This is a genomic window from Prevotella sp. LMAG:51 (genome assembly GCF_008680225.1).
GTDB lineage: Bacteria > Bacteroidota > Bacteroidia > Bacteroidales > Bacteroidaceae > Prevotella > Prevotella pectinovora.
This window is the reverse complement of the sequence record NZ_NALQ01000022.1, coordinates 253,168-277,064: the sequence shown is the minus strand read 5'-3', so window position 1 is coordinate 277,064 and position 23,897 is coordinate 253,168. Positions and strand designations below refer to the sequence as shown.

At 49.5% G+C, this 23,897-nt stretch carries 27 protein-coding genes and 4 pseudogenes; 11 read left to right on the top strand and 20 right to left on the bottom strand.

Annotation, left to right across the window (positions count from 1 at the left end; genetic code table 11):
• From CCC32_RS12845 to CCC32_RS12835, 3 genes are all read right to left on the bottom strand, one after another.
• Positions 1-609, bottom strand: a 609-nt coding sequence (locus tag CCC32_RS12845) for a TonB-dependent receptor domain-containing protein (protein WP_287073813.1), incomplete at its 3' end; no start/stop codon positions are given.
• On the bottom strand, positions 540-1,088 hold the full coding sequence (locus CCC32_RS12840) for a hypothetical protein (protein ID WP_287073806.1): 549 nt from the start codon (positions 1,086-1,088) through the stop codon (positions 540-542). The genes CCC32_RS12845 and CCC32_RS12840, both read right to left, overlap by 70 nt.
• 311 nt (positions 1,089-1,399) lie before the next feature.
• Positions 1,400-1,723 (bottom strand): TonB-dependent receptor plug domain-containing protein, encoded by a 324-nt coding sequence (locus CCC32_RS12835; RefSeq protein ID WP_287073804.1) that lies wholly within the window; start codon positions 1,721-1,723, stop codon positions 1,400-1,402.
• A gap of 313 nt (positions 1,724-2,036) precedes the next feature.
• On the opposite strand from CCC32_RS12835, the gene CCC32_RS08825 reads away from it, so the two are divergent.
• The 7 genes and pseudogenes from CCC32_RS08825 (at position 2,037) to CCC32_RS08790 (ending at position 5,837) form a co-directional block, all read left to right on the top strand.
• Complete coding sequence (locus CCC32_RS08825; RefSeq protein ID WP_287073801.1) at positions 2,037-2,366, top strand: aminotransferase class IV; 330 nt, start codon at positions 2,037-2,039, stop codon at positions 2,364-2,366.
• Positions 2,367-2,908: 542 nt separating this feature from the next.
• A complete protein-coding gene (locus tag CCC32_RS08820) occupies positions 2,909-3,235 on the top strand; it encodes a hypothetical protein (RefSeq protein ID WP_287073799.1) in 327 nt (108 codons plus the stop codon).
• A complete protein-coding gene (locus tag CCC32_RS08815) occupies positions 3,223-4,140 on the top strand; it encodes a tetratricopeptide repeat protein (protein ID WP_287073796.1) in 918 nt (305 codons plus the stop codon). Before CCC32_RS08820 ends, CCC32_RS08815 begins: the two co-directional genes overlap by 13 nt.
• Positions 4,112-4,516: a histidine kinase dimerization/phospho-acceptor domain-containing protein gene (locus tag CCC32_RS12705; RefSeq protein ID WP_353756400.1), complete on the top strand. Its 405-nt coding sequence runs from the start codon at positions 4,112-4,114 to the stop codon at positions 4,514-4,516. Before CCC32_RS08815 ends, CCC32_RS12705 begins: the two co-directional genes overlap by 29 nt.
• Positions 4,425-5,239 (top strand): annotated as a pseudogene (locus CCC32_RS12700) (sensor histidine kinase). The gene CCC32_RS12705 and the pseudogene CCC32_RS12700 overlap by 92 nt, the downstream one beginning before the upstream one ends.
• Positions 5,236-5,583, top strand: coding sequence for a response regulator transcription factor (locus CCC32_RS08795; protein WP_287073787.1), 348 nt, complete (start codon positions 5,236-5,238; stop codon positions 5,581-5,583). Before CCC32_RS12700 ends, CCC32_RS08795 begins: the two are co-directional and overlap by 4 nt.
• Positions 5,584-5,588: 5 nt before the next feature.
• Complete coding sequence (locus CCC32_RS08790) at positions 5,589-5,837, top strand: helix-turn-helix domain-containing protein (protein ID WP_287073784.1); 249 nt, start codon at positions 5,589-5,591, stop codon at positions 5,835-5,837.
• Positions 5,838-6,114: 277 nt separating this feature from the next.
• Here CCC32_RS08790 and CCC32_RS12830 read toward each other — a convergent pair.
• From CCC32_RS12830 to CCC32_RS08735, 12 genes and pseudogenes are all read right to left on the bottom strand, one after another.
• Positions 6,115-6,655: pseudogene (locus CCC32_RS12830) on the bottom strand (dehydroquinate synthase/iron-containing alcohol dehydrogenase family protein).
• A 225-nt stretch (positions 6,656-6,880) separates the two neighbouring features.
• Entirely contained in the window at positions 6,881-7,078 is a 198-nt protein-coding gene (locus CCC32_RS12825; RefSeq protein ID WP_502705593.1) for an iron-containing alcohol dehydrogenase, read from the bottom strand.
• Positions 7,079-7,148: 70 nt separating this feature from the next.
• Positions 7,149-7,322 carry a hypothetical protein gene (locus tag CCC32_RS08780; protein WP_287071343.1) on the bottom strand — a complete coding sequence of 58 codons (174 nt, stop codon included), beginning with the start codon at positions 7,320-7,322 and terminating at the stop codon, positions 7,149-7,151.
• A 25-nt stretch (positions 7,323-7,347) separates the two neighbouring features.
• Positions 7,348-8,384: pseudogene (locus tag CCC32_RS08775) on the bottom strand (alcohol dehydrogenase).
• 20 nt (positions 8,385-8,404) lie between these two features.
• Positions 8,405-8,992: pseudogene (locus CCC32_RS08770) on the bottom strand (NUDIX hydrolase).
• A gap of 213 nt (positions 8,993-9,205) precedes the next feature.
• Entirely contained in the window at positions 9,206-9,913 is a 708-nt protein-coding gene (locus tag CCC32_RS12820) for a cation:dicarboxylate symporter family transporter (RefSeq protein ID WP_502705612.1), read from the bottom strand.
• A complete protein-coding gene (locus CCC32_RS08755; RefSeq protein ID WP_287073782.1) occupies positions 9,825-10,229 on the bottom strand; it encodes a cation:dicarboxylate symporter family transporter in 405 nt (134 codons plus the stop codon). The genes CCC32_RS12820 and CCC32_RS08755 overlap by 89 nt, the downstream gene beginning before the upstream one ends.
• A gap of 227 nt (positions 10,230-10,456) precedes the next feature.
• A complete protein-coding gene (locus CCC32_RS12690; protein WP_353756405.1) occupies positions 10,457-10,675 on the bottom strand; it encodes a 4Fe-4S binding protein in 219 nt (72 codons plus the stop codon).
• Entirely contained in the window at positions 10,579-11,184 is a 606-nt protein-coding gene (locus tag CCC32_RS08750) for a flavodoxin family protein (RefSeq protein ID WP_287073780.1), read from the bottom strand. The genes CCC32_RS12690 and CCC32_RS08750 overlap by 97 nt, the downstream gene beginning before the upstream one ends.
• Before the next feature lie 8 nt (positions 11,185-11,192).
• Positions 11,193-11,654, bottom strand: coding sequence for a peroxiredoxin (locus tag CCC32_RS08745; RefSeq protein ID WP_022317051.1), 462 nt, complete (start codon positions 11,652-11,654; stop codon positions 11,193-11,195).
• A 405-nt stretch (positions 11,655-12,059) separates the two neighbouring features.
• The gene (locus tag CCC32_RS08740) at positions 12,060-12,779 is read right to left on the bottom strand and encodes a sulfite exporter TauE/SafE family protein (RefSeq protein WP_287073778.1); all 720 of its coding nucleotides are present in this window, start codon (positions 12,777-12,779) and stop codon (positions 12,060-12,062) included.
• Positions 12,780-12,789: 10 nt separating this feature from the next.
• Positions 12,790-13,182 carry a NifB/NifX family molybdenum-iron cluster-binding protein gene (locus CCC32_RS08735; protein WP_022317049.1) on the bottom strand — a complete coding sequence of 131 codons (393 nt, stop codon included), beginning with the start codon at positions 13,180-13,182 and terminating at the stop codon, positions 12,790-12,792.
• A gap of 774 nt (positions 13,183-13,956) precedes the next feature.
• Between CCC32_RS08735 and CCC32_RS08730 the strand changes: the two genes are divergently transcribed.
• The 4 genes from CCC32_RS08730 to CCC32_RS08715 all read left to right on the top strand — a co-directional run bounded on the left by CCC32_RS08730 (position 13,957) and on the right by CCC32_RS08715 (position 19,653).
• On the top strand, positions 13,957-14,958 hold the full coding sequence (locus CCC32_RS08730; RefSeq protein WP_287073776.1) for a calycin-like domain-containing protein: 1,002 nt from the start codon (positions 13,957-13,959) through the stop codon (positions 14,956-14,958).
• A gap of 71 nt (positions 14,959-15,029) precedes the next feature.
• The gene (locus tag CCC32_RS08725; protein ID WP_502705611.1) at positions 15,030-15,878 is read left to right on the top strand and encodes an HmuY family protein; all 849 of its coding nucleotides are present in this window, start codon (positions 15,030-15,032) and stop codon (positions 15,876-15,878) included.
• Between the two features lie 275 nt (positions 15,879-16,153).
• Positions 16,154-18,103, top strand: a complete 1,950-nt coding sequence (locus CCC32_RS08720; protein WP_287073829.1) for a TonB-dependent receptor plug domain-containing protein — start codon at positions 16,154-16,156, stop codon at positions 18,101-18,103.
• 44 nt (positions 18,104-18,147) lie between these two features.
• The gene (locus CCC32_RS08715) at positions 18,148-19,653 is read left to right on the top strand and encodes a PepSY-associated TM helix domain-containing protein (protein WP_287073774.1); all 1,506 of its coding nucleotides are present in this window, start codon (positions 18,148-18,150) and stop codon (positions 19,651-19,653) included.
• Positions 19,654-19,901: 248 nt separating this feature from the next.
• Here the strand turns inward: CCC32_RS08715 and CCC32_RS08710 are convergent, their stop codons facing one another.
• The 5 genes from CCC32_RS08710 to CCC32_RS08690 form a co-directional block, all read right to left on the bottom strand.
• On the bottom strand, positions 19,902-21,536 hold the full coding sequence (locus CCC32_RS08710) for an ABC-F family ATP-binding cassette domain-containing protein (RefSeq protein ID WP_287073772.1): 1,635 nt from the start codon (positions 21,534-21,536) through the stop codon (positions 19,902-19,904).
• Positions 21,537-21,665: 129 nt separating this feature from the next.
• The gene (thpR, locus tag CCC32_RS08705; RefSeq protein ID WP_287073770.1) at positions 21,666-22,172 is read right to left on the bottom strand and encodes an RNA 2',3'-cyclic phosphodiesterase; all 507 of its coding nucleotides are present in this window, start codon (positions 22,170-22,172) and stop codon (positions 21,666-21,668) included.
• Positions 22,173-22,318: 146 nt separating this feature from the next.
• Positions 22,319-22,624 carry a CBS domain-containing protein gene (locus tag CCC32_RS08700; RefSeq protein ID WP_287073766.1) on the bottom strand — a complete coding sequence of 102 codons (306 nt, stop codon included), beginning with the start codon at positions 22,622-22,624 and terminating at the stop codon, positions 22,319-22,321.
• A gap of 71 nt (positions 22,625-22,695) precedes the next feature.
• Positions 22,696-23,208, bottom strand: coding sequence for a methylated-DNA--[protein]-cysteine S-methyltransferase (locus CCC32_RS08695; RefSeq protein WP_044074982.1), 513 nt, complete (start codon positions 23,206-23,208; stop codon positions 22,696-22,698).
• 5 nt (positions 23,209-23,213) lie between these two features.
• A complete protein-coding gene (locus CCC32_RS08690) occupies positions 23,214-23,651 on the bottom strand; it encodes a PepSY-like domain-containing protein (protein WP_231572960.1) in 438 nt (145 codons plus the stop codon).
• Positions 23,652-23,897 lie beyond the last annotated feature (246 nt).

Below are 23,897 nucleotides of genomic sequence, written 5' to 3'. Positions count from 1 at the left end.
CGTTTCCCACTTCAAATCAGGATTGTTGTTTCTTACCATACCAAGGGTTACTGTTGGAGAACTCTTTACCGGAACAATGCCAGTCTGCCTTACGGTGTTCATGGTTGTGTAGGCGGAGATACCGCCAAGGTTGCCCGCCTGTCCCAAACCAGTGCGGAGTTTAAGCATTGACAGCGGTTTTATGTTGGCAAGGAAGCTTTCCTTCTTCATGTCCCAAGTGAATGATACAGATGGGAAGAATCCCCATGTGTTGTTGTCACCAACCATTGACGATCCGTCACCGCGTGCATTAACTGCTAAGGTATATCTGTCAAGCAGATTATAAGTGATGCTTCCCATTACAGAAGCCAGAGATTGGTCTTCGTAAGTGCTTTCTGTTCCACCGTATGGACGGGCTGCTGTAGCACCCAGATTGTCGTAATGAAAATCGTTTGTAGGTATTCCCTTGGCATACACCCAGAAAGCAGTTTTTCTCAGTTTTCTGTATTCACTGCTTACTCCAGCAGAGACCTTATGTATGCCGAAACTCTTTGTTGAAATCAAGAGATACATTGCCAAGCCATTCCTCTTTCTTGAAACTCTCCACGGTACACGTTGCCTTGTGCCCATACCCATGTCGGACAGAATTGTCCGTTTTCGGTAGAGCCATACAGGTAAGAGCCGAAGGTGGATACACGCCAGTTCTTATTGAAATCGTAGCTCAGCTTTATGTGTGCGTCAAAGTTCAAATCCTTGGAGTCGTTTTTCTCTTCAAGCAATATCCCGGGTGGGTTGACATGTGTTGCCGATTCGTTTTTCAGCCAGTTTCCATGCTCGTCAGTACCTGCAGGGAAAGTTGGGTTCTGGCATGCTGCGGAATAGAACAGCATCTGCGTATCAAAGATGTCATGGTTCTTGAATGAAGAGCCGAAAACTCCGAATTCTCCGGTTAGTCTGTCATTGAAGGCTTTCTGGGTTACATCAACTTTGGCAACAAAAACGTTATAGTCCATCTTCTTGATGATGGTGTTGTGGTCCATTACTCCGAAAGATGCACGATAGTTTGACTGTGGCGTACCTCCGCTGAATGCAAGGTAATGATTGTTCACCAAACCCGTGCGTGTTATCACCTTGTAGTTATCGGTATTGAAACCTCCGTTGTTGGCAATAGAATACCCAATGCCTTTGCCGTTGCAACATATTCAGCAGCATTGAGCATCTCCAGGTGTTTGTACATCTGCTCGAACCCCACATTACCCTCATACGAGATCTGGAATCCTCGTCCTGTGCCTTTCTTGGTTTTTCACCTCTATAACACCAGACGCTCCACGTGAACCATACATGGCGGTCTCCGCAGCATTCTTTAATATACGGAAAACTCTCGATGTCTGCAGGATAGATGGTTGATAGGGTAAGTACGTCAGAAGTAAACCCCATCAATCAACACTAAAGGGTCATTGCCACCGATGATGGAGGTTGTACCACGTACTCGCACACTATTGAGCATAGCCATACGATCCAGACCGTTGGATGTCACATTGACACCAGCAGCCTGACCACTCAACACGTCGAGGGCGTTGTTGGCCGCACCCTTGTTGGAATGATTTCCAACTATCTTTATTATATTACTTCCATTGTCAATGGAATCTTTCCGTTCTGCAGGAACTTGCTTTTGTGCATGAGCCAAAGAACTGCAAAAGAGCGCAATGAAAAGTAATGTAAAGTCTTTTTTGCTCTTTGCCATTTTCTATTTCTATTACTTTGGTTATGGATTATTTCCGATAAGCAAAGATAAGGTGCAATACATTAAAAAACGTATACAAACCCCAATATTTATGCATTATTAACGATAAAGAAGTAAGTGCGTAGAGTATTACTCCATAACAGTTGCACCTGCCAATGAATGTAACGGTTTACGGAGTTTTTGAGGATGTAAAATATTTATGATTTTTCATTTTTACATCACAGATCAGTAGCCATTTTATGTCTTTGTATCTTAATGTTATCGCCTTCAAGAACAATGGTAAATTCAAGTGGTCGCAGACGACACGATAACGTTGGCTACAAAAAGTACCGACCGCAGTCGCCTCAATGCCTTGGTCGCACAGAAAGGAAACTGTGACGACATCATCATCGTCAAACATGGACTTTTAACGGATACCTCATTCACGAACCTTGCCATATTTGATGGCAAACATTGGGTGACTCCCAGACATCCCTTATTGCTAGGCACAAAAAGAGCCGCACTATTGGACAAGGGAATGATACAAAAAGCAGATATTACATTGGACGATTTGCGAAATGCCAACAAGGTAAGTCTTTTTAATGCGATGATTGACTTTGGTGAAATAGAAATAGCAATAGAGAATGTCCACTTTCACTTTTGAACATGCTCTATTTCTTCTGATATACAAGATATTTTATGGTTGTAGCGAACATGGCTACTAAAATATTTGGCGTTATCAAATAAATACCATATCTTTGCAACCGCAAAAGTTGTTTGAACCATTATGCAAAGTAAAGCAGGCAGAAGTAGTCTGACTTTCGCTAAATCGTTACCATAAATAAACCAGTCGAAACAACTATGCTGATTATTAGACTGATACAACTTTTTTGATTATCTTATGCAAAGATAGTGCAAACCGAATGCAGGACAACAAGCTTGCTTGATAGTTATGCTGAGGTGAAGCCTATCTTATGCAAAGATACTTGTTTTTCCCCCTTCTGCAAATTTTTCCAGTCAGTTTTTTGCAGTGTTGTCAAGTTGTAGTATATTTGCATCGATAGACATATTGCCGTATTAGTAGACTCCCGTTTGCTGGATGTCGGCAGAATGCGCAAAATACCAACCACTACCACATTATTTTGGCGTATGACAGATCGCTACTATACCTTAAATACATTTCGAAAAATCCGACTATTATTCTCTGTGCGCAGCGCAGCCTTCCTTGTTACGTGTGCCATAATCCTGACTCTCATCATGTCGTGCCATAGTTCACCGTCGCCACGCGTCCTCGCCATGAAGCGTGATGCCGCCGACAGTGTGGTAAACGGCATGAAAGACAAAGAACAACTCGACAGCCTGGTGAAAGAAGCCGAAAAGAGCGGCGACTATATGCTTGAGATGAGATCACTCCAGAAGCGGGGACGCTTGTGGCGAGATGAAAACCGCTTCATGAAAGCCATAGCCTGTCATAACGTGAACTGGAACTCGCAAGGAAACTCGGTGACACCATCGCCACAGTGCAGGCGCTGAACAATATCGGAACGAATTTCAGAAGAATGGGAGTGCTCGACGAGGCAGTGGACTACCACTATCGTGCGCTGCACCTCGGCGACCTGTTCAGTCGGCGAAACGACAAGACGGCAATGAAAAACCGTGTGGTATCCCTCAACGGCATCGGAAACATCAGTCTTACTCTCGGCGACACCGAAACGGCAGACTCTATGTTCCGCGCTGCATTGAAGGGAGAGAAGACACTCGGAAGCCACCTCGGACAGGCCATCAACTACGCAAATATAGGTTCGGTATTCGAAAAGCGAAACATGCTCGACTCCGCATGGGCATGCTACAAGCAGTCGATGCAGCAGAACAGACTCGCCGATTCCGACCTCGGCATATCGCTCTGCTATACCCACTTCGGACGCCTCTTCGAGAAGCAAGGCAGACGGACAGAAGCAATAGCCGAGTATCGCAAGGCATACGAAATAATGGGAACGTCAGAAGACAGGTGGCATGCCATGGAACCATGTCTCGCTCTTGCGGAGATATACATTAAAATCGGCGACGAAAACACAGCGATGACCTATCTCGCCACTGCCGACCGCCTTGCCCACGACCTGCATTCGCTCGAACACCAGGCGCAGATTGCCAAGCTGTACTACGACATCTATGCAAAGAAAGACGACTGCCGGCGCGCTCTTCACTACTACCGGACGTTTGACCAACTCAGCGACAGTCTGACGAGCGAGAAGAATATTGTTCACATGCAGAACATGCGAGTGCGCTATGAGCATGAGCAGAGGCGTGCCGAAGTGAATGCCCTGAACGAGGAGTATCAAACGGAGAAATCGCTTAAGTGGGTCAGCATTATGGCTGCAGTCCTTTTGTTCGTGCTCGGTTGGTGTGACAATGAGTTTCATGCTCTACGCCCTTCGTAGCCGTAAGCGCAAGCAGATGGAGCAGCATCAGATGGAGGAGATGAGAATAAGTTTCTTCACTAACATAACACACGAGTTTCGCACCCCTCTCACCGTTATTCTCGGATATTCACGGATGATGGAGGAAGGCAAGGTGCCGGCAGGCGATATGGCAAAGGTGGGAAGCATGGTGTCAAGACAAGGCACGCGACTTCTGTCGCTCATCAACCAGTTTGCTCGACATACAGAAGGTGAAGTCGAATATCGGACATCCCGACTGGCATCATGGCGACATCGTGCTCTTCATGGCAAACATCATAGAGAGTCATCTCAATATGGCACACTCCAGACAGATAACCCTGATGTATGCCCCAAAGCAAAAGAAGATGATGTGTGACTTCGTGCCAGACTATGCCCAGAAGGTGTTGTGCAACCTTCTGACAAATGCCATAAAGTTCTCCAAGGAGGGCGGACAGGTGCTTGTGGCGCTTGAGGTGGAGAACGACATGCTGACCCTGCGCATTGCCGACTATGGTAGCGGTATACCGGAAAATGAGCAGCAGCATATCTTCGAACCCTTCTATCAGACAGAGAGCGACAAGAAGACCATCGGTCGGGAGTGGGACTGGCCCTCGTGAACCAGATAGTGAAAACCCTTGGCGGCAGCATAACGCTCGACAGTAAGGTGGACGTCGGTTCGGTATTTACTGTAAACGTGCCCGTCAAGGCCCCGGCGGGTGTTGACGTGAAGCCGCTTGAGTCACTCGGAACAATTCCTGACGACATTTTGCTTGGAGCAAATACTAAAACAGGTGGCAATAACGGAACTTCCGGTTGTGGAGAGGATAATAATCCTGTGGCAGGCGACAAGAGTGATGCCCTCGTGGATATCGGTGCGAATAGTCATGATATGGATGATGATGGTGGTGATGTGGCTGACGGCAGTTCTGCTGACACCCGTCAGCTCGTGCTCATCGTGGAAGACAATGCCGATGTGGCGGAATACATGACAATGCAGCTTAAGGCAAGATACCGCCTCGTGTTGGCACGTGATGGTGAGGAGGGACTGCGCATTGCCACGGAGGACGGTGCCCGACATCATCATCACCCGATCTCATGATGCCACGCATGGATGGCTACGAACTGTGTCAGAGAGTGAAGGAATCGGAGGTGCTCAACCACATTCCTGTCATCATCGTCACGGCGAGGACAACCCAGAAAGACAAGCTGCGCGGACTGCAGATTGGCGTTGATGCGTATATATATAAACCATTTGATGCTGAAGAACTATCCGTAACTGTCGGCAACCTGCTGGAGAAACACCGCTTGCTGCGCCTGCGCTATATGCAGGCGCCAGCCGACGACAAACAGGCTGCAGTGGAGACGCTGCCGCCTTGCGACCGCGTGTTCCTCAATAGGGTGGATGCCGCAGTGGACGAATTGATGGCGACGACCTCTCCGTAGACAGTGTGGCTATAGCCCTATGTATGAGTCAGCAGCAGTTGCGCCGAAAGCTCAATGCTGTGTCGGGCGACACACCGATGGCATATTTCCGCAAGCGCCAGATGCAGAAAGCCAAAGATATGCTGGACAACCGCGATGACATGTCGATCAGCGAGATAGGAATGAAGTGCGGTTTCTACGATATGTCGCATTTCACAAGAATATTCAAGCAGGTGGTAGGAATAACACCGTCGCAGTATAGCAAGAAAGCATAACCCCCCAAACGGTCATTATGCCGTTTGGGGATAAAATCCGCTCTTCTGAAAAAAAACACAATCCAGGCTGGCCATGATGACCGATTTGGGTTAAATGGTTTGCTGACCGTTTTTAAGATTATAAGAATAGTGGTCTTGATTTCCCAATTGAAGAAATCAAGACCACGAATGTTCCTTTGCGAAAATTCCCCCCTGGCGTGGGGAATGAATCCCCACATTAGGGGGTACTGTTCCCCACGCTGTGGGGAAAATATGAGACCTATGGCTTGTCTTGTTCCTATTTCATGCAAGCCTTGAAGATTTCGAGGATATCCTGTTCCAAGAGAGGAGCCCATGCCTTGTCGAGACCTTCATTGTCTGCCACGTGTTTCGCCATTTCAGCAAGGCGGCTGTCGTCGATGCCGACCTCAGGCAGAGTCATCGGGATGCCGATGTTGCGATAGAAGTCATGTATTGCCTTGATTGAAGGCCTCTGCGTTTTCAGCTCCAAACACGTTCTTGCCGAACTTCTCGATGCGCTCCACCACTGGTCGTGCAGTTCGCCTGTAGAGTGGTCGAGGATATGTTTCATCCAACGTGGCGTCACGATGGCAAGACCCTCCCCGTGGGTGATGTCGTAGTATGCCGACAGAGCGTGCTCCCATGGCGTGCATAGGCCAGCCGCTCGGACTGTTGCCGAGACAGTAGATGCCGTTGCAGCCAAGAGTAGTGGCATAGAATATCTCAGCCCTGGCGTTGTAGTTCTGTGGATCTTCCAATACAATCTTCACGTTCTTCACGAGCGACTTCACGGCACCCTCCATGAAAGCGTCGTTCATGTCGATGTGGTCGCCACAGAAATACGACTCCATGATGTGGTTGATGCAGTCGGAAACGCCTGCCAACGTCTGTTTCACAGGCAGTGTGAAGGTATATGTAGGGTCGATGAAGCTCACTGCCGGGAATACGAGTTTTGAGAAGTATGCCAGCTTGTCGTTTGTCTCAGTGCGCGATATCACTCCGCCCATGCATATTCACTGCCGGTAGCGCCATGGTGATGATGTCTACGATGGGCACTGCTGCCGTTTGGGCTTGCGTCCGCAAACGATGTCCCATGCCTCCTCCACATTGTCCGTCACCTTAGTCTTGAGCGTTCCGGCAACACCGGCTATAGCCTTAGTGCAGTCGAGCACCGAACCTCCACCCACGGCGAGTATCACATCGATGTCGTTGTCCTGACACATGCGCACACCGTCAAGCACGCTGGGGTTGAACTTGGGATTAGGCTGTATGCCGCCGAGCTCGAAACCTGCTTGTCTGTCAGTGTATCCTTCACCAGGTCATAAAGACTCTTGTCGTGTCCGGGAGCGGTGCGTTTGATGCTGCCGCCGCCATAAGTGATGAGTACACGTTTCCATACTGGTTCATTACGCTTGCGAGTTTTTCGCTTACTACACCCTTGCCGAAGATGAGGCGTGTGGGTGTCTGATAATCAAAATTGACCATAGCTCTTTGATTTAAAAAAGGTTGTTTATACATTGTCGTTGTAGATGGCAATCTTTATCACTCCGTCTTCTTTGTTTTCGAAGATGCGGTATGCCTCTTCTATCCTGCTCAGTGGAAGCGGTGGGTGATGAGAGGTGTGGTGTCTATCTTGCCTTGCTCGATGAGCTGCAGAACTTCCTCGCAGTCGCATCCGTCCACGCCGCGGTCTTGAACGTAAGGTCTTGCCATACATGTCGGGTAGTGGCAGCACCTGTGGCTCGTCATATAGTGCCCACTACGGTTACGATGGCGTTAGGACGGGCGCATCGCCAGGCGAGCTGGAACGTATGTTTGCCTCCAGCCACCTCCAATACCCTGTCGGCACCTCCGTGGTCGCTGTTTTTCATCACGAACTCCTCACACTCTTCCGGTGTCGTTACCATCACTTCCGGATAATGAGCCTTTACGAATGCCTGTCGCTCTTCCGACTGTTCGCACACGATGATGCGCTTTGCTTTTTCAGCATCACGCTCAGCAGTGTGCAGATGCCTGTCGGACCGGCACGATGATGAGCACGGTGTCCTCTTCCGTTATCTCACTGATGCGTGCAGCCCAGTAGCCTGTTGCCAGTACGTCGCCCACGAAGAGAGCTTGCTCGTCGCTCCACGCTGTCGGGAAATGGCGGTTCAGTCCCTGTGTAGCCAGCGGCACACGCACATACTCCGTCTGTCCGCCGTCGATGCGGCAGCCCAGTGCCCATCCGCCGTGTGGCGAGTGCAGTTGTTCACGTAGCCATGCTTGCAGTAGAAACATTCTCCGCAGAACGTCTCCACGTTCACCGTCACGCGGTCGCCGGCTTTCAGTCCCTTCACTGCCGTTCCTGTCTCTTCCACTATTCCCACCATCTCGTGTCCCACGGTGATGCCAGGCACCGCCTTGGCACGCTGCCATGCTTGATGTGCAGTCGCTCGTACAGATGCTGCCCAGCGTCACTCTGACGATGGCGTCGGTGGGGTCCTGTATCTTGGGTTTCGGTTTGTCGGTCATGGCAAACCTTCCTTTCTCAATGTATGTATATGTCATGTTATTGTTGGTAGTTTATGTTATATAGACAGAGGGTCAGAAGACGGTGTTTCATTTCTTGCCTTTCGTGCGAAGTATTTCCATAGCGGTGCTGCATCATAGCCTGATGAAACTCGTCGTTCATGAGCATGCGTACCACTTCGTCCTCGTCCAGTAGCACGACCTTGATGTCTTCCGACTCTTCGAGATGCTGGGTGGAAAGCCTTTCCACCCTGTGGCAAGGTATGTATGACTGTAGTTGGTGCAAGCCCCGGCATTGGACTAATGGTCATCAGCTTCGACCATTCGCGCCGCCATATCCCGTCTCCCATTAGAGTTCGCGTCTGGCAGCCTCCATCGGGTCTTCGCCTTTCTCCACGCATCCTGCCGGAATCTCTATTGCCGTGAGGTGCTGGGCATCGCGGTATTGGCGCTCCATGAGGAATTTCCCTTCTTTGGTTATCGCTATGACATTGCAGAACTCTGGATATTCCAGAACGTAGAAATCCTGTATCTCAGCGCCAGTAGGCAGTTTCAACATGTTCGCGTCTTGCCGTCAGCCAAGGCTCTCTGAAGAGGTATTCGCTCTCTATCACCTCCCATGCCATAGGGTCTTTGTCTTGTTTCATGATTTCTGATATTTCATTTGATTAGGAAAGGTGTCCATTGGAGGCATACGATTCCTAATTTCTTCATATCCTTTGGTATTGTAGATTTTATATGTCTTGATAATTTCTGTCTCTTCGTCTGTTCTATCTCTTCATGTCCTTGTCCACCATTGCACATACACAAGAGTCAGACCACACGTTCTCTGCCGTCTCTATCATGTCGATGATGGTATATTATGGCAGGAGATACCCATGATGCCGATTGGCGCATTCACTCCCGACATCAGCGAGAGGGTGAGGAAATAGCAGGCCCATAGGCACTCCGGCATTGCCCACTGCCGACAGCACGGAGATGAAGAGCCAGAGAATCATCGTTGTCAGCGGCAGCTCCATTCCGCCGTTCTGCATCAGGAACAGGGAGGTGACGAGGATGAACGCCGCACAGCATTCATGTTGATAGTGGTGCAGATAGGCAAGACGAAGCGTGACACCTTGCTCGACACTCCCATCCTCTCTTCTGCCGTCTGCATGGTGACAGGCAGCGTGGCAGCCGAACTCTTGGTGAATAGAGCCATCAATACCGCCGGCATCATGCGGCCGAGGGTGCGGAAGGGTTGATTCCCCTTGCCAGCAGGAACAGGGCAGTACGATGAAGAACTGTATCACGTTGCCACCCAATATCACCGCCACGTATTTTCCGAGCGATGCCATCACGATGCCTGCCGAGAACTGTGCCGAAAGCTGTGCTGCAAATGCCACGATGCCAAGTGGCAAAGCCCATATCAGACCGTGGATGAGCATGAAGAGCAGGTCTTGCAGACCGAACAGTCCCTTCACCACCACCTCCTTCTTGTCATTTTGTGGCATCTTTGCCAATGCAATGCCCACGGCAGCAGCCAGCATGAGGATGGAAAGCACGTTGCCGTCGGCAAACGGTTTCACTTATGTTGTTGGGAATCACACCCAATATTTGTTGGTCATAATAAGATGTCTCGCCCAGGTTCTGAGGCACGTCAGCCATACCGCTCTGCACCAGAGCCGCCGGCAGGTTGCCGGGAGCAATGACATTGTAGAGCACCAGTCCCACGGCGGCAGCGGCAAATGTGGTGAGCAGCGTGTAAGTGATGGCATGCCTGAAAATCTTTCCCGTGTCGGCCTGATTGCCGAGCGAGGCGAGAGTCGTCATCACCGCCAGGGCTATCGTCGGCACCGCCAGGAGCTGGAACAGACGGGTATATACCGTAGCGATGAAGTTCATCAAACCCGTTGAGCCATGCTATGCCCAAACATTCCCAATGCTGCACCGACTACCAGTGCACCGATCCAAAGCATCAGCTGCTTTGTCTGCTTCTTGTTGTTTTTTCCTTTTGCCTATATTGTTCATGGTGTTATTAGTATTCAGGTTCGTTACAACTTACGCCCTTTCAAATCCTTTGTATTGTATGACCGGCGGTCCGTCATGCGAACAGCTCATTCTTCTTTCTGTCACGGCAGAGCGGTTCGAGATGCGCCACAAGCATGTTGAGGCGTCCCCGATACCCCTTGCCTGTACCGACATACAGCTACGCATCGCATGCAGCCGATGCAGAGTCCGTTGTCGTTGCCTCTCAGATTGTCGGGAGAGATAGCTCCGGCAGGACATTCGCTCGCACACGTTCCGCAGCCCGTGCAGTTGTCGTTTGCCGTGGGGTAGGACCCTTGCAGCCCTGCTTGTATGGTCGGTTTCCCGGCAGGGAGAGAGGTGCATACTCTCCATCCCCCTTGATCTTGCGGAGTATGTCGGCGGCAAACGAAGCCAGTTCGTTGGCATCTTCTGCATCGGGACGGCCGGAGCCATACATGCGGCAGATACTGTGTTCGGCGATGGCGGCAATAGCAGCCACCACACGGAATCCCATGCCAGTTGCCACATCCTGCATCTCCACCAGAGCGTCTTCGTAAGCCCTGTTGCCATATACGGCAATGATGACACACCGTGCCCCGTTAGCCTCGATGCCCTTCAGTCTCTCCACAGCCATGGCAGGCACACGGCCGGCATATACGGGCATGGAGATTACCGTCAGGTCGTCGGTGTGGATACCGGGGAGTTTCAGATTCTCTTTCTTTGTGCAGAGTTCTGTAGTGACACACTCCCCGCCAAATTCTTTGCACAGCAGTTCGCCCACACGGCGTGTTCCACCTGTGGGACTGAATGTTATGTTGTGAATTGTCATTCTGGCTCTTATCCTTTTATAGCGTTTAATATCTGCTCCGCATGAATCTTTGTCTTGATTTCCTTTGGGGTGAAGATTTTCTCGATTATTCCGTTTTCGTCAACGAGATATGTGGTGCGCAGTATGCCGATGGTCTTCCTTCCGCATGTCACCTTTTCTCCCCAGCATCCCAGCTCTTGCAGCAGAGTGGTCTCCGTGTCGGCTATCAGCGGGAACTGCAAGCCGTGAGCGTCGGCAAACTTCTTCTGCAGTGCCTGTTTGTCTTTGCTCACACCGATGATTTCATATCCGGCGGCTGCCAGTTCCTCTTTGTGTGCCTGCAGCGAACAAGCCTCTGCAGTGCATCCGCTTGTGTTAGCCTTTGGATAGCTGTATATCACCAGTTTCCTGCCGCGATAGTCGCTTGCCTTAATCTCTCGTCCGTCCTGGTCGATGCCGAGGACCTCTGGTATTCTGTCTCCGATATTCATAATGATTTAGATTTATATTATTGTCAGGTTTAATCTTATCCTTTTATTATAACATGCAAATATAATAAAATGTATTGATAGCCCGTGATAATATTTTAACCCAAATCAGCAATTAGAGCGTTTATTGTATTTTTTTATATACTGCTTGCAGTCTTTTGTCTTTTATAAGGTGTCTTTTGCTCGTCCTTAATTCGTGATAGCTCGCTATTGCTCATTAAAAGCCAAATAAAATCCACTCTTCTAAAATACCAAAATCCAAGCAGACCCTAACGACCGATTTGGGTTAAATAATTGTTTTGCTGCTAAAGTTGCAAGTCGTGTTGCTGAGATAAAATTTCAGTAGCAGTTCTTTTGCGTTAAATGCATATATGCTGGGAATCGTGGTACGACCATAGTGAATGGCGGCTATGCCTCCAGCAGGAAAGTCAGTCCGCTGATGCCGATATAGGCATAGATGATGTATTTGAGCAGCGAGCCCGTGATGTGTCTGAACACCCATGCCCCCATCATGTTGCCAATCACCACGCCCACGATACCGTAGACATATCCCATTGCCACGGATGTGGTGAAGAATCCGTTGTATGCCCTCGCCATGGTCATCATCAGATTGCCTATGAAGAAGTAAGCCTGTGTCTGGGCGAGATAATGGTCCTTGTCGGGTTCGGAATTCACGAAATACAGCACCGCCGGCGGTCCCTGCATGCCGAAGAATCCGCCCATAAGTCCGCTCAGTCCGCCGGCCGTGACCTGCAGCGGCTTGGTGGGCTTTATCTTTATGCGCTTGCTGAAAAACGAGAAGTATATGCTCACGACGATCAGCGTGATGCCGAGCAGGATGTTCAGAATGCTGTATTCCATGCGTTTGAGCATGAATATGGCACCTGCCGACACCACCACGAAAGTAATCAGTATGGGCAGCAGTCTGCTCCATACGATGTATTTGTGTTTCTGTAAGACGATGATGAATGAAGTCGTCATCGCCAGGATGCCGGATAGAGTCGTCGCCTGTCCGTAAGACGACATTATTGCCGGCAGCATGGTCATGATGAAGATGCCGAAGCCGAAGCCCGTGGTGCGCTGCACGAAGCTCGCCCCGATGCTCAGCAAGAAGATTTCAATAGGCATACTGTCCTCATTATTTTGACGGTATCACGTAAACATGCTCTTCCCCGTGGTTGCCGCAGTCGTGATGGTCGCATGATTCCGCCGAGTCGGTGAGTTTGCCGTCGAGATATGCTTTCAGCACATCGTTGATGTCGCCCTTGCAGCCGCGTATCACGCTTATTCCATGTGCAGAAAGCTTGTTGAAAGCTCCCATGCCCATATTGCCGGCAAGCATCATCGTGATACCCATCTGCTGCATCACAGAAGCGATGTTCGACTTGCATCCGCAGCCCTGTGGAGAGTCAAGACGCTCGGTGGAAACCACCTGCTTGTTGTCGTCGATAGTGAATACGGAGTAGTGGTCGCAATGTCCGAAGTGGTCATCCACACGACCTTCGCGTGTGGGAATAGCTAACTTTGTCATGTTTCCTTGTTGTTTAGATTTATTCTGCAAAGGTATAAATCTTATTGTATACCCGCAAGTTTTCAGTGTGATAACCGCCTGCCTGCATCTATATTCTAACCCGTTGGCGGAGTTAATTTAGTGCACACTTATTAATGACCGATTTGGATTAAAATTGGGCACGGTGCTTGCCCAACTGGGGCAACGTGCTTGCCCATCATGGGCACGGTGCTTGCCCCTGTTGGGCAGATTTGCTGTCAGGCGTCTGCCCAATAAGCTAATGTTGTAACACACATATTCCTGTTTTCAGAATTCTGCCAACGCATGCCATTCCTGCAGTCTGAATTACTCACAGCTGGCATTCCTTTCATCTGACGATTCCTTTCATCTGACGATTCCTCACACTTGACAATTCCTTTCATCAGCAAACCATCCAGACAGTTGGCTGACAATTATTGAACAGTCAACAGCCTGACTGTTAGAATGTTACGACGAAAAACCAGATGGTCTGACAGTTTTTTGGCAATTCATGATTTTACTGAGAATCAAGCGATATTTACAACTTTTACTCATATCTGTCAACATAAATTAATTCCGCCAACGAGTTAAACCAAATCGGTAATTATTCCGGATACCGGACTACTGATTATTGTTAGGAAAGTATCGTTTGTATAGAGTATCGGGAAATAAATTACCAATTTTAAGGTATTGCGCAAATTTGGAAGTCCTTGTAATTTTGCAGCCGGAAATTTGATTACCACAGACTAATTATTTAAAGAAACAAAATTGTATTATATGAAGAAATTTTTTACTCTCATTGTAGCCACTTTAATGGCAAGTAGCATGATGGCACAGATGCACGGTGCTATGACTTTCGCAGGACCCTCGTCGGTTAATGTCCTGACTCAGAACACCGGGAATGCCTGCGATACCGTCAGATTTGAAATGGCAAGCATGAGTGCAGGCAACATCACGCTGCCCGTAATGCAGGGCATGGCAGCCATTCCGTCTTTCACCATCGAGAATGTGGCTTTCAGCAAGGGAGAGAATCATGTGATTAGCATAGCAGAACAGACCTTCACGTCTAAGGTTACGGTGAACGGTGAAGAGAAGAACATCGAAGGCTCGTCAATCTCTGGCTCCTATAATATGGCAGACAATTCTCTGACTTTGAAGGCAGTGTTCAAATATGGATCTATGCCCTTCGACCTGACCTACGAAGTCAAGGCATATTATGTGAAACCAGTGGCAAGCGCCATCACGGTTAACGTGGGCGGAACCTTCATCTATGGCAACGACGGAGTGACATACAACGTGCGCAAATACATCGACGGCGACGCTGAGAAAGTGGATGTGGAAATCCCTACTTATACACTCGACAATACTGTGATGGGCAACCTCACCCTCGGCACATACACCGTGAAGGGTCTGACCTACGACGAGGAGAAGGGCGGCTACTATCGCGACTACAAGAACGACGGACTGGAGTTCCACTTCACGGCAGAAAACAATGGCACCAAGACCATGGACGGACAGTATTCGTTCAATGCCGCCAAAGACAACAACATCCTCGTGAAATACGACGGCAACAAAGTGACAGACATCGTAAACGCTTTCCAGATGGGTGCCATGCCTTTCGCTATCGTCACCTCTTTCAATACAGAGGCGTCAGGAATCTCTTCGGCAAAGACTGAAAAGAAGAGCGACGGCAGAATGTATAACCTCAACGGCCAGCTGGTGGGCGAGAGCTACAAAGGTATGGTGATTGTGAATGGAAAGAAATTCATAAAGAAATAAAATACGGCAGATATGGTCTGATGACCGTAAGCGGAAAATACTAGATTCATATATAAAACAATCAATCGCAGATGATGAATTGGAATAAAAGGAATCATCTCAAAACTACCGTTGCAGGATTGGGGCTGATGATGCTCACGGCTTGCAACGGTATTTTTGACGATATCTACGACAAACCGGAAGAAATCGTTCCGGCAAAAGGGCAGATAGTGATGGATGCCACCAGCTGGACAGACTGGTATTATGTAGACCTTGACCGACTGCACCAGCTTGCCACCTCCGGCGACGAGGCAGCGCTGCTGAAGGCGCAGACCGAATTTGAAGCCTACCCGATACCGATGCAGGCCACAGGCGACAGGGTGGACACACCAACGACTGCCGATGAGGGGAAAGACGGAAAGGTCATTGCAACCCAAGGCAAGAAAGCAGGACAGTATATGTATTGGTTTGATGTGTTTGGCGCGGGCATAAAGAACAACACGTTCTCCTATTTCGAACCGACAGCAGGGCAGACGGCTCCGGAAAACTGGACCTTCGCCGTGCATCGCAATAATGTGAGGACCAATGGAGGCGCTGTGCTGGAGACAACCTATACATCGATGGACGAACTGCCGGAGAGTAGTGAGGCATTCCGCAACATGACGTTCACCGAAGACGAATGGAGCGAAAACGCCGTGTGGAACAGTCAGGACCAGATGCTCCAGGGCTATGTGCCGTCGCAGGGAATAGAGGTGAACAAGGTGCTCTCGTCGTGGCTCAGCATGGAGATTCCTCCGATGCCCCCATCGTTCAGCCTCAACCGCCATGTCTTTATCCTGCGCCTAAAGAACGGCAGCTATGCGGCGTTGCAGTTGGAAAACTATCTCTCGCCCAGTGGCAAGAAATGTTATCTAACCATAAACTACAAATATCCGTATTGATTCCGGTATCCGGTATAGATACAGTATATGATACGCTATCATGACATTATGCCGGCATCCATATTCATGCCGGTATCACATAGAGGCAGATTCACAACAGAGACAATCTGGCTTACACAATAAAATATCCTATTCAGGAAATACTCGATAAAGAAGAAATGAAGAAGCATATATTATTCTCCATGCTGATGGCAGGTGCCGCATGGCAGCCGGCAGTGGCAGCCGGCATTATAGATGATGTAGTGACGAAAGGCCGGATGGAGAGGAACGGAGGCATGACGGCGACGATGCCGTCGGTGAGCGACTCTTTGGCATACGAGGCATATCTCGACTCCATCAGCCGCAAGTTTGATCTGGGCGAAGTGGTGGTGACAGGCACACGGACTCCGAAGTTTCTGAAAGACACACCGATACAGACCCGAGTCATCAACTCAAAGGACCTTGCGAAGCTCGATGCCACAAATGTGCAGAACCTCTTGCAGCAGGAACTGCCAGGAGTGGAATTCTCGTATGCCATGAACCAGCAGACACACCTCAACTTCTCTGGTTTCGGCGGACAGGGAGTGCTCTTCCTCGTGGATGGAGAGAGGCTGGCTGGCGAGACCATGGATGATGTGGACTTCACGCGCCTCAACATGGACAATGTGGAACGTATAGAAATAGTGAAGGGAGCAGCCTCTGCCCTTTATGGCAGCAATGCCACGGGGGGAGTGATAAACATCATCACCAAGCAGAACAAGCAGCCGTGGACGCTGAACGTGAACGCCCGCTACGCCAAACATAACGAACAGAGATATGGAGCCTCGTTCGGACTCAACGGCAAGTACTGGAACAATATGCTGACCGCCAACTTCAACCGTATGGACAATTATGATGTGCATAGTGCGGCAGATCCCGTGACGCGTATCATCTCTACCGTATATGGCGACAAGACGCTGAATATAAAAGACCAGTTGGTGTGGGCCCCATCGAAGAATTTCAATCTCACGGGACGCGCCGGATATTTCTTCAGAGAGACAGTAAGGTCGGCAGACCAGCCGGAGCGCTATCGCGACTTCTCCGGCGGACTGCGCATGAACTGGAACATCTCAGACAGTGATGACCTGCAGGCGAGTTATGCCTTCGACCAGTATGACAAGTCAGACTATCAGCGCATCACCCGTCTTGACATCCGCGACTACAGCAATGTGCAGAACTCCTTGCGACTGCTCTACAACCACTCCTTTGACAGGGGAGACGTGCTTACCGTGGGCTCAGACCTGATGCACGACTATCTGTATAACACCAATCTGGAAGGGGAGACGAGAAAACAGAACTCATTTGATGTGTTCGCACAATATGACTGGCACATCACATACAAATGGGAGGCTGTGGCAGCATTGCGCTATGATTATTTCTCCGACGGCAGAGACTCCCACGTCACTCCGAAGCTGAACATCTGCTACAAGCCATTATATAATCTTGCCATACGTGCCGGATATGGCATGGGATTCCGTGCGCCGACGCTGAAGGAGAAATACTATAATTTCGACATGTCGGGCATATGGATAGTGGAAGGCAACGCCAACCTGAAGTCGGAGGTGAGCCACAACTTCAACATCTCGGCAGAATACACCAGGGGACACTACAATTTCACGGCGTCTATGTATTACAACAAAGTGAAGAACAAGCTTTCCACCTCGGCACCATATTTCAAGTCGCCGACCGACAAGCTGCCTTATCTGCCATATTCCAATCTCGACGACTATAGCGTTTGCGGAGGAGAAATCGGCGCACAGGCGAGATGGAACAACGGACTCGGTGCGCGCTTCACCTATGCATACACCAAGGAACAGCTGGCAAAGGACAAAAAGGGCAACACCATCAACAACCAGTATATACCAGCCCGCGAGCATGCCCTGAATGTAAGAGTGGACTACGACCGTCAGTTCACCAAACACTATGGCATGAACATCGGTCTGCAGGGACGTGTGCTTTCGGGTGTGAAGAATGTGGAATACAAAGACTATTATGATGTGAGCCAGGGAACGGTCTCCGTATCCTATCCTGCCTATACCATCTGGAAGCTCTCTCTCTCGCAGCGCATCGGAAAGGCGGTGAAGGTGAATGCCGCATTGGACAATCTCTTCGGATACAAGCCGAAGTATTATTACCTTAACAGTCCGATAACCGACGGAGTGACTTTTCAGGTGGGAATGTCGATATATATTGATAAATTATTGTAATTTTGCAGACTTGTCGTCTACTTTATTACTCGTCAACTGATAAGATGAAAAAGTCCACTTGGAGAAAACAACATAAATGGTTAGGGCTCGGTATGACGCTGTTCATGCTGCTGTTCTGTGTGTCGGGCATCCTGCTCAATCATCGTTCTCTGATCAAGAACGTGAACGTGAGCAGGAAATATCTGCCCGGCCGTTATGAATACCATGACTGGAACGGTGGACTGCTCAGAGGAACCACAGATATCGGACACCTCCCACCGTCTGTTTCCGCAGGCACCGCAGACTCATGCCGCCATCTGCTGATATATGGCAGCGGAGGTATATGGATTACAGATGCAAAAGCCTCATCAGTCAGAGATTTCAACGAGGGGCTGCCAGAGGGAGCAGACTACCGTCAGATTAGAAATGTTGTCAGGATAGACAAAAACGCGAATGACACCAATGATAATGCCGGTGATTCCGGAAACGCCATTTTTGCCGTATCTCCTTTCGCCCTCTATCGTTATGGCGTACATGGCGCGTGGCATGAGATAAAGATGCCGTTGGGAGAAGATGAGCGCTTGACTGATGTGGCTTCTCATGGCGATACGCTGGTGGTGCTTAGCCGCTCATTCGTCTACACGTCATTGCCGCCTTATACCACATTCCGCCGCATTGAAATTCGTGAGCCGGAAGGTTACGACGGACGGGCTACGGCTTTCCGTGCGGTGTGGCTCCTGCATAGCGGCGAACTCTTCGGCATGGCTGGACGACTGGTCGTGGATGCCATTGCTATAGTGTTGGCGGTGCTTTGCCTCACGGGAGTCATCTTCTGGTTGAGGCCGAAACGCAAGGCTTTGCTGAAGGCGTCGTTTCAGATACACGACAGGGTGGGGCGATACACCATCGTGCTCACTATATTGGTGGCGCTGACAGGATGGTGTCTGCGTCCGCCGGTGATGATAGCTCTGGTGCAGAACAAAATTCCTGCCATCCCCGGAACGGCGCTCAAGAGTCGGAATCCCTGGAACGACAAGCTGCGCATGGTGCGTTTTGATGAGGCTTGCGGCGATTGGCTCTTGTCTGCGTCAGACGGTTTCTATTCGCTGGATATCAAGCGTCGGGCGGCGACTAAAATCAGCGCCGCTCCGCCGGTGAGCGTGATGGGACTGAACGTGTTGCAGAAGGATAAGGACGGAAACTGGTATTGCGGATCCTTCAGCGGACTGTATGTATGGGACAGGCAGCACGCCAAGGCAACAGACTATTTCACTCATGAGCCGGCTCCGGCAGAAGCCGGTCCGCCATTCGGCAAGAAGGCGATAGCTGGCATGAGTCAGCATTTCTGCGCTCCTGTCATAGCGGATTATTACGACGGCACGTCGGTGGTTTCCCAGCCCTCAGCTTTAGCCCACCTGCCGATGTCGCTCTGGAATGTCGCTCTTGAGGTGCATAGCGGCAGAATATTCATCGGCAGCATCGCCACATACGTATTCATCTTCGTGATGGGCATCCTCTCCCTCTGGTGCCTGTGGTCGGGCTATAGGGTGAGAAGGAGGAAAAGAAAATAATGCATGCAAAAGTCTTGTCGAGCAGCAGTATTTGTTGACTCAATGATTGTCTGTCTTCATTTTGTTTGTTTTTCTGCAAGCTCCATTGGTAAATTCCCATAAATGGTCTATTACATTTTCTGGACCCTTATAGCCGTCATTGTCTTCTTTGCCATGCCATGTCATGAAGGCTAATTGTCGAAACAGGTCCTTTGTCAATTCCGGATTTATTATATGGAAAGAGTCTTTCACGTTGTCTATGTCACTAATTATTTCTTTTCCAGCTCCTGCAGACTTTCCATCTTCTTTGTCTCGAGGAATTCGTAGATGCCGCAGAGGTGTTCGCGAACGCGGCCATGACCGAATTCGTATACTTTGCTTACAAGGCCGTCGAGGAAGTCGCGGTCGTGGCTTACCACGATGAGGGTGCCGTCGAAGTCCTGAAGGGCTTGCTTGAGCACATCCTTGGTCTTGAGGTCGAGATGGTTGGTGGGCTCATCGAGGATGAGCAGGTTTACGGGCTCCAGCAGGAGCTTTAGGATGGCAAGTCGCGTGCGTTCACCGCCAGAGAGCACTTTCACCTTCTTTGTGGAGTCTTCTCCTCCGAACATGAATGCGCCGAGCAGGTCGCGTATCTTGTTGCGTATTTCGCCTTTTGCCACGTCGTCGATGGTCTGGAATACCGTGAGGTTGCCGTCGAGCAGCGATGCCTGGTTCTGGGCGAAGTAGCCTATCTGCACGTTGTGGCCGAGCTCCAGTTTACCTTCGTTCTGCAGCTGTCCCATGATGCATTTCACGAGCGTTGACTTACCCTCGCCGTTGCGTCCCACGAAGGCAATCTTGTCGCTGCGTTCCACTGTGAGATTTACGCCGCTGAAAATCTTCTTGCCGTCGAACGACATTGCCACATCGCTCATCTGTACGGGATAGGAACCGCTGCGCGGGCTTGGCGGGAACTTGAGGCGCAGGTGGCTCGTGTCTTCCTCGTCCACTTCGATGAGTTCCAGCTTCTCGAGCATCTTCACGCGGCTCTGCACCTGGAAAGTCTTTGAGTATGTGCCTTTGAAACGCTCGATGAAATCTTTCGTCTCTGCAATCATCTTCTGTTGCTCTTCGTATTTCTTCATCTGTTGTTCGCGGCGCTCCTTGCGCAGTTCCAGATAGTGGCTGTAGGTGGCTTTGTAGTCGTAGATGCGCCCCATGGTCACCTCTATGGTTCGTGTGGTGATATTGTCAACGAATTTGCGGTCGTGGCTTATCACGACCACGGCTTTGGAACTGTTGATGATGAAGTCTTCGAGCCATCCTATGGATTCTATGTCGAGATGGTTGGTAGGCTCGTCGAGCAGCAGCACGTCGGGCGACTTGAGCAGCAGCTTGGCAAGTTCGATACGCATACGCCATCCTCCGGAGAATTCGCTCGTCGGGCGGTTGAAGTCAGAGCGCTCAAAACCAAGTCCGAGCAGCGTCTTCTCCACGTCCTCTTCGAAGTGAGACATGTCTATGGCGTAGAATTTCTCAGAGAGCGCCGACACTTTTTCTATGAGCTGCATATATTCGTCGCTCTCGTAGTCGGTGCGTGTGGTAAGTTCGTTGTTGATGCGGTCTATTTCAGCCTGTATCTCGTGCAGATGGGCGAAAGCCTGGCAGGTCTCGTCGAACACTGTGCGACCGTCTTCTGTCATCAAGTGCTGAGGCAGATAGGCGATGACGCAGTCCTTCGGTGCCGAAACGCTGCCTCGTGTGGCAGTCCTGACACCAGCGATAATCTTGAGCAGCGTGCTCTTGCCTGCTCCATTTTTTCCCATCAGGGCTATACGGTCCTTCTCGTTTATCTGGAAGGAGATGTCTTTGAATAGGGTGGTGCCGCCGAACTCGACGGTCAGTCCATCAACTGTAATCATGTCTCTTTCTTGTACTTATAATGAAAAACGCTGCAAAAGTAGGCAAAAATATTCATATTCCCACGCAGAACGGCGGAAACATAGGTGGTATTATGGGTTTATATGATGCAAGGATTACAGGTGCAGGCGTCATTCTGTTGCCGTCATCTCAGAATATACGAGTTCTCCATCGATACGTTCGGATTTCATCACGAAAACTCGTTCTATCTTGATGCTTGCCGCCGGCACGTCGATGTCTGTAACGATTTGTGACGGGTGTCGCACCAGGGATATGTGGGGATAGAAAGCCTTGGCGCTGAAAGAAACTCCATGTGCGGTGAGGCGTTCGCGCAGCAGGTTGGCTATAGTCGTGGCAGGTTCGTTCTCTTTCGTGCCACACCAGATGACTCCGGCTTTCGTGGGGAATGATCCAAGTCTGTCCAATGTCAGGGTGAAAGGTTTGAATTCCACTTCGCTCAAAGCCTTTCCGATTTTCTGCAGGTCATATCGTTCGCCTATGAAGACAAGAGTCATATGGAGGTTGTCATAAGGGCAATAGTTTCCGCTGACGCCTCTTGCTTTCAGGGCATCCTGTATACTTACGAGTGCTTTCTTGAACTCGTCGTTGAAACGTATAGCTATGAATATGCGGGCCATAAGTGAGCTAAAGCTATAAGACGCCTTGTGACAGGCAAAAGACTGCAAACAGTTGCAGAATATTACATTAAACGACCTAATGACCGTTTGGGGTTAAAATATTATATTACACGGTCTAATGACAGGCTTGCATCATGGACTCAACGTTATTTCCGCAACATCCTGCGCGACTTTTCCTTGGCAAAAGCCTGCATGTCCACAGCCACGTCGTCTTCGTCCACGATTTCCACGCCGGTCATGGTCTCTATCACGTCTTCCATTGAGACCACGCCACGCAGACAACCATATTCGTCAAGGATGATGGAGATGTGTTCGCGCTTCTCCAGCATCTTCTCCCATATCTGATACACCGAATCGTCTTCGCAGAAAGAAAGAATCGGGCGCATGAGGTCGGAGAGCCTTGTTTCGAACTTATCTTCCGACAACTCCTTCAACACCATGTCTTTTAGCACATAACCGATGATGTATTCCTTGCTCTTGTCGTATCTGTTTTTTTTTGTATTCGCAAAGGTAACATAATTATTTATATTTGCGTCTCTATTCCGAGCAACACTCTCTTAGCCTCCAATCCTCCCGCATAGCCTGTCAGTGAATGGTCGCTGCCTATTACGCGGTGGCAAGGGATTAGGATGCTGATGCTGTTTGCGCCTATGGCTCCTGCTACGGCTCTCACGGCTTTGGGCTTGCCGATGCATTGGGCTATATCCTTATAACTCTTTGTCGCTCCGTACGGAATGTCGAGCAAAGCGTTCCACACTTCATGCTGAAAATCAGTACCCGCCAGGCGTAACTGTATGTCGAAAGCCTTGCGCTTGCCGGCAAAGTATTCGTCGAGTTGTCTTTTGGTCTCTTCCAAGACAGAGGTTGTCTCAGTCTTGAAAGAAGTCTTCATGTTCCTTGTAAGTCTGAGCATGTTGCGCTCTGCAAAAGGGTTGTCGCTCCAATCGCAAAGGCATAGTCTGTCAGCGAAAGAAGCCAAGACCAGTCGGCCGCATGGCGAGTCGTAATACTGGATGCATATCCTTACTTCTCCCATGCTTATCATTCAATATCTATCAGTTGGAAGTGCTTGTTGAAGGTCAGGTCCAGTCCGTTCGTCAGTTCCACTTCGTATTCCTTCCTGTTTATTTCAATCTTTCTCACTGATTGTCCTTCATAATTCTCCTTCAGGTAGTTATTTATGGCTTGCGGAATCAGCTGATCTGGCACAATGCCTTGCTTGCAGTCAATCTCAGTGAGATTGCCCCTCTTGTCGAACTCCAGCTTCGTGCCATTCTTCAGAACAACGTCATAGCTTCTGCTGACAACTCCCGATTCAATCGTTGCAAGCATCACCTTCTGACCATTGAAATGATTATTGAGCAAGGTCTGGGCCTTGGCTGGAAGTGCATCTACAGAGATAGGCTTTCCGTTGCCTGCATTCGCCGCCATGTTGCATGACATCATACAACAAATGGCTATCATCAATACTCTTATCATTCTTTTCATAAGCAAAAAAATTAGATAATTAGATAATAAATTAATACCCAAGTTGTGATGAGTGTTTAACCCAAAACGGCCATTAGGCCGTTATAAAATTAGTTAATGACTGCTTGCAGTCTTTTGCTTTTTATAAGGTGTCTTTTGCTCGTTTTTAATTCGCAATAGCTCGCTATTACTCATTAAAAGCCAAACAAAATCCACTCTTCTAAAAAAACAAAATCCAGGCAAGCCCTAACGACCGAT

Excerpts from the sequence above, each read along its gene's own strand:
- CCC32_RS08690 (WP_231572960.1), bottom strand. The coding sequence starts at position 23,651 with ATGATAAGAGTATTGATGATAGCCATTTGTTGTATGATGTCATGCAAC.
- thpR (WP_287073770.1), bottom strand. The coding sequence starts at position 22,172 with ATGGCCCGCATATTCATAGCTATACGTTTCAACGACGAGTTCAAGAAA.
- CCC32_RS12705 (WP_353756400.1), top strand. The coding sequence starts at position 4,112 with ATGAGTTTCATGCTCTACGCCCTTCGTAGCCGTAAGCGCAAGCAGATG.
- CCC32_RS08695 (WP_044074982.1), bottom strand. The coding sequence starts at position 23,208 with ATGGGAGAAGTAAGGATATGCATCCAGTATTACGACTCGCCATGCGGC.
- CCC32_RS12835 (WP_287073804.1), bottom strand. The coding sequence starts at position 1,723 with ATGGCAAAGAGCAAAAAAGACTTTACATTACTTTTCATTGCGCTCTTT.
- CCC32_RS08740 (WP_287073778.1), bottom strand. The coding sequence starts at position 12,779 with ATGCCTATTGAAATCTTCTTGCTGAGCATCGGGGCGAGCTTCGTGCAG.
- CCC32_RS08750 (WP_287073780.1), bottom strand. The coding sequence starts at position 11,184 with ATGACAATTCACAACATAACATTCAGTCCCACAGGTGGAACACGCCGT.
- CCC32_RS08710 (WP_287073772.1), bottom strand. The coding sequence starts at position 21,536 with ATGATTACAGTTGATGGACTGACCGTCGAGTTCGGCGGCACCACCCTA.
- CCC32_RS08715 (WP_287073774.1), top strand. The coding sequence starts at position 18,148 with ATGAAAAAGTCCACTTGGAGAAAACAACATAAATGGTTAGGGCTCGGT.
- CCC32_RS08730 (WP_287073776.1), top strand. The coding sequence starts at position 13,957 with ATGAAGAAATTTTTTACTCTCATTGTAGCCACTTTAATGGCAAGTAGC.
- CCC32_RS08780 (WP_287071343.1), bottom strand. The coding sequence starts at position 7,322 with ATGGTCAATTTTGATTATCAGACACCCACACGCCTCATCTTCGGCAAG.
- CCC32_RS08745 (WP_022317051.1), bottom strand. The coding sequence starts at position 11,654 with ATGAATATCGGAGACAGAATACCAGAGGTCCTCGGCATCGACCAGGAC.
- CCC32_RS08735 (WP_022317049.1), bottom strand. The coding sequence starts at position 13,182 with ATGACAAAGTTAGCTATTCCCACACGCGAAGGTCGTGTGGATGACCAC.
- CCC32_RS08720 (WP_287073829.1), top strand. The coding sequence starts at position 16,154 with ATGACGGCGACGATGCCGTCGGTGAGCGACTCTTTGGCATACGAGGCA.
- CCC32_RS08725 (WP_502705611.1), top strand. The coding sequence starts at position 15,030 with ATGATGAATTGGAATAAAAGGAATCATCTCAAAACTACCGTTGCAGGA.
- CCC32_RS08795 (WP_287073787.1), top strand. The coding sequence starts at position 5,236 with ATGATGCCACGCATGGATGGCTACGAACTGTGTCAGAGAGTGAAGGAA.
- CCC32_RS08755 (WP_287073782.1), bottom strand. The coding sequence starts at position 10,229 with ATGAACTTCATCGCTACGGTATATACCCGTCTGTTCCAGCTCCTGGCG.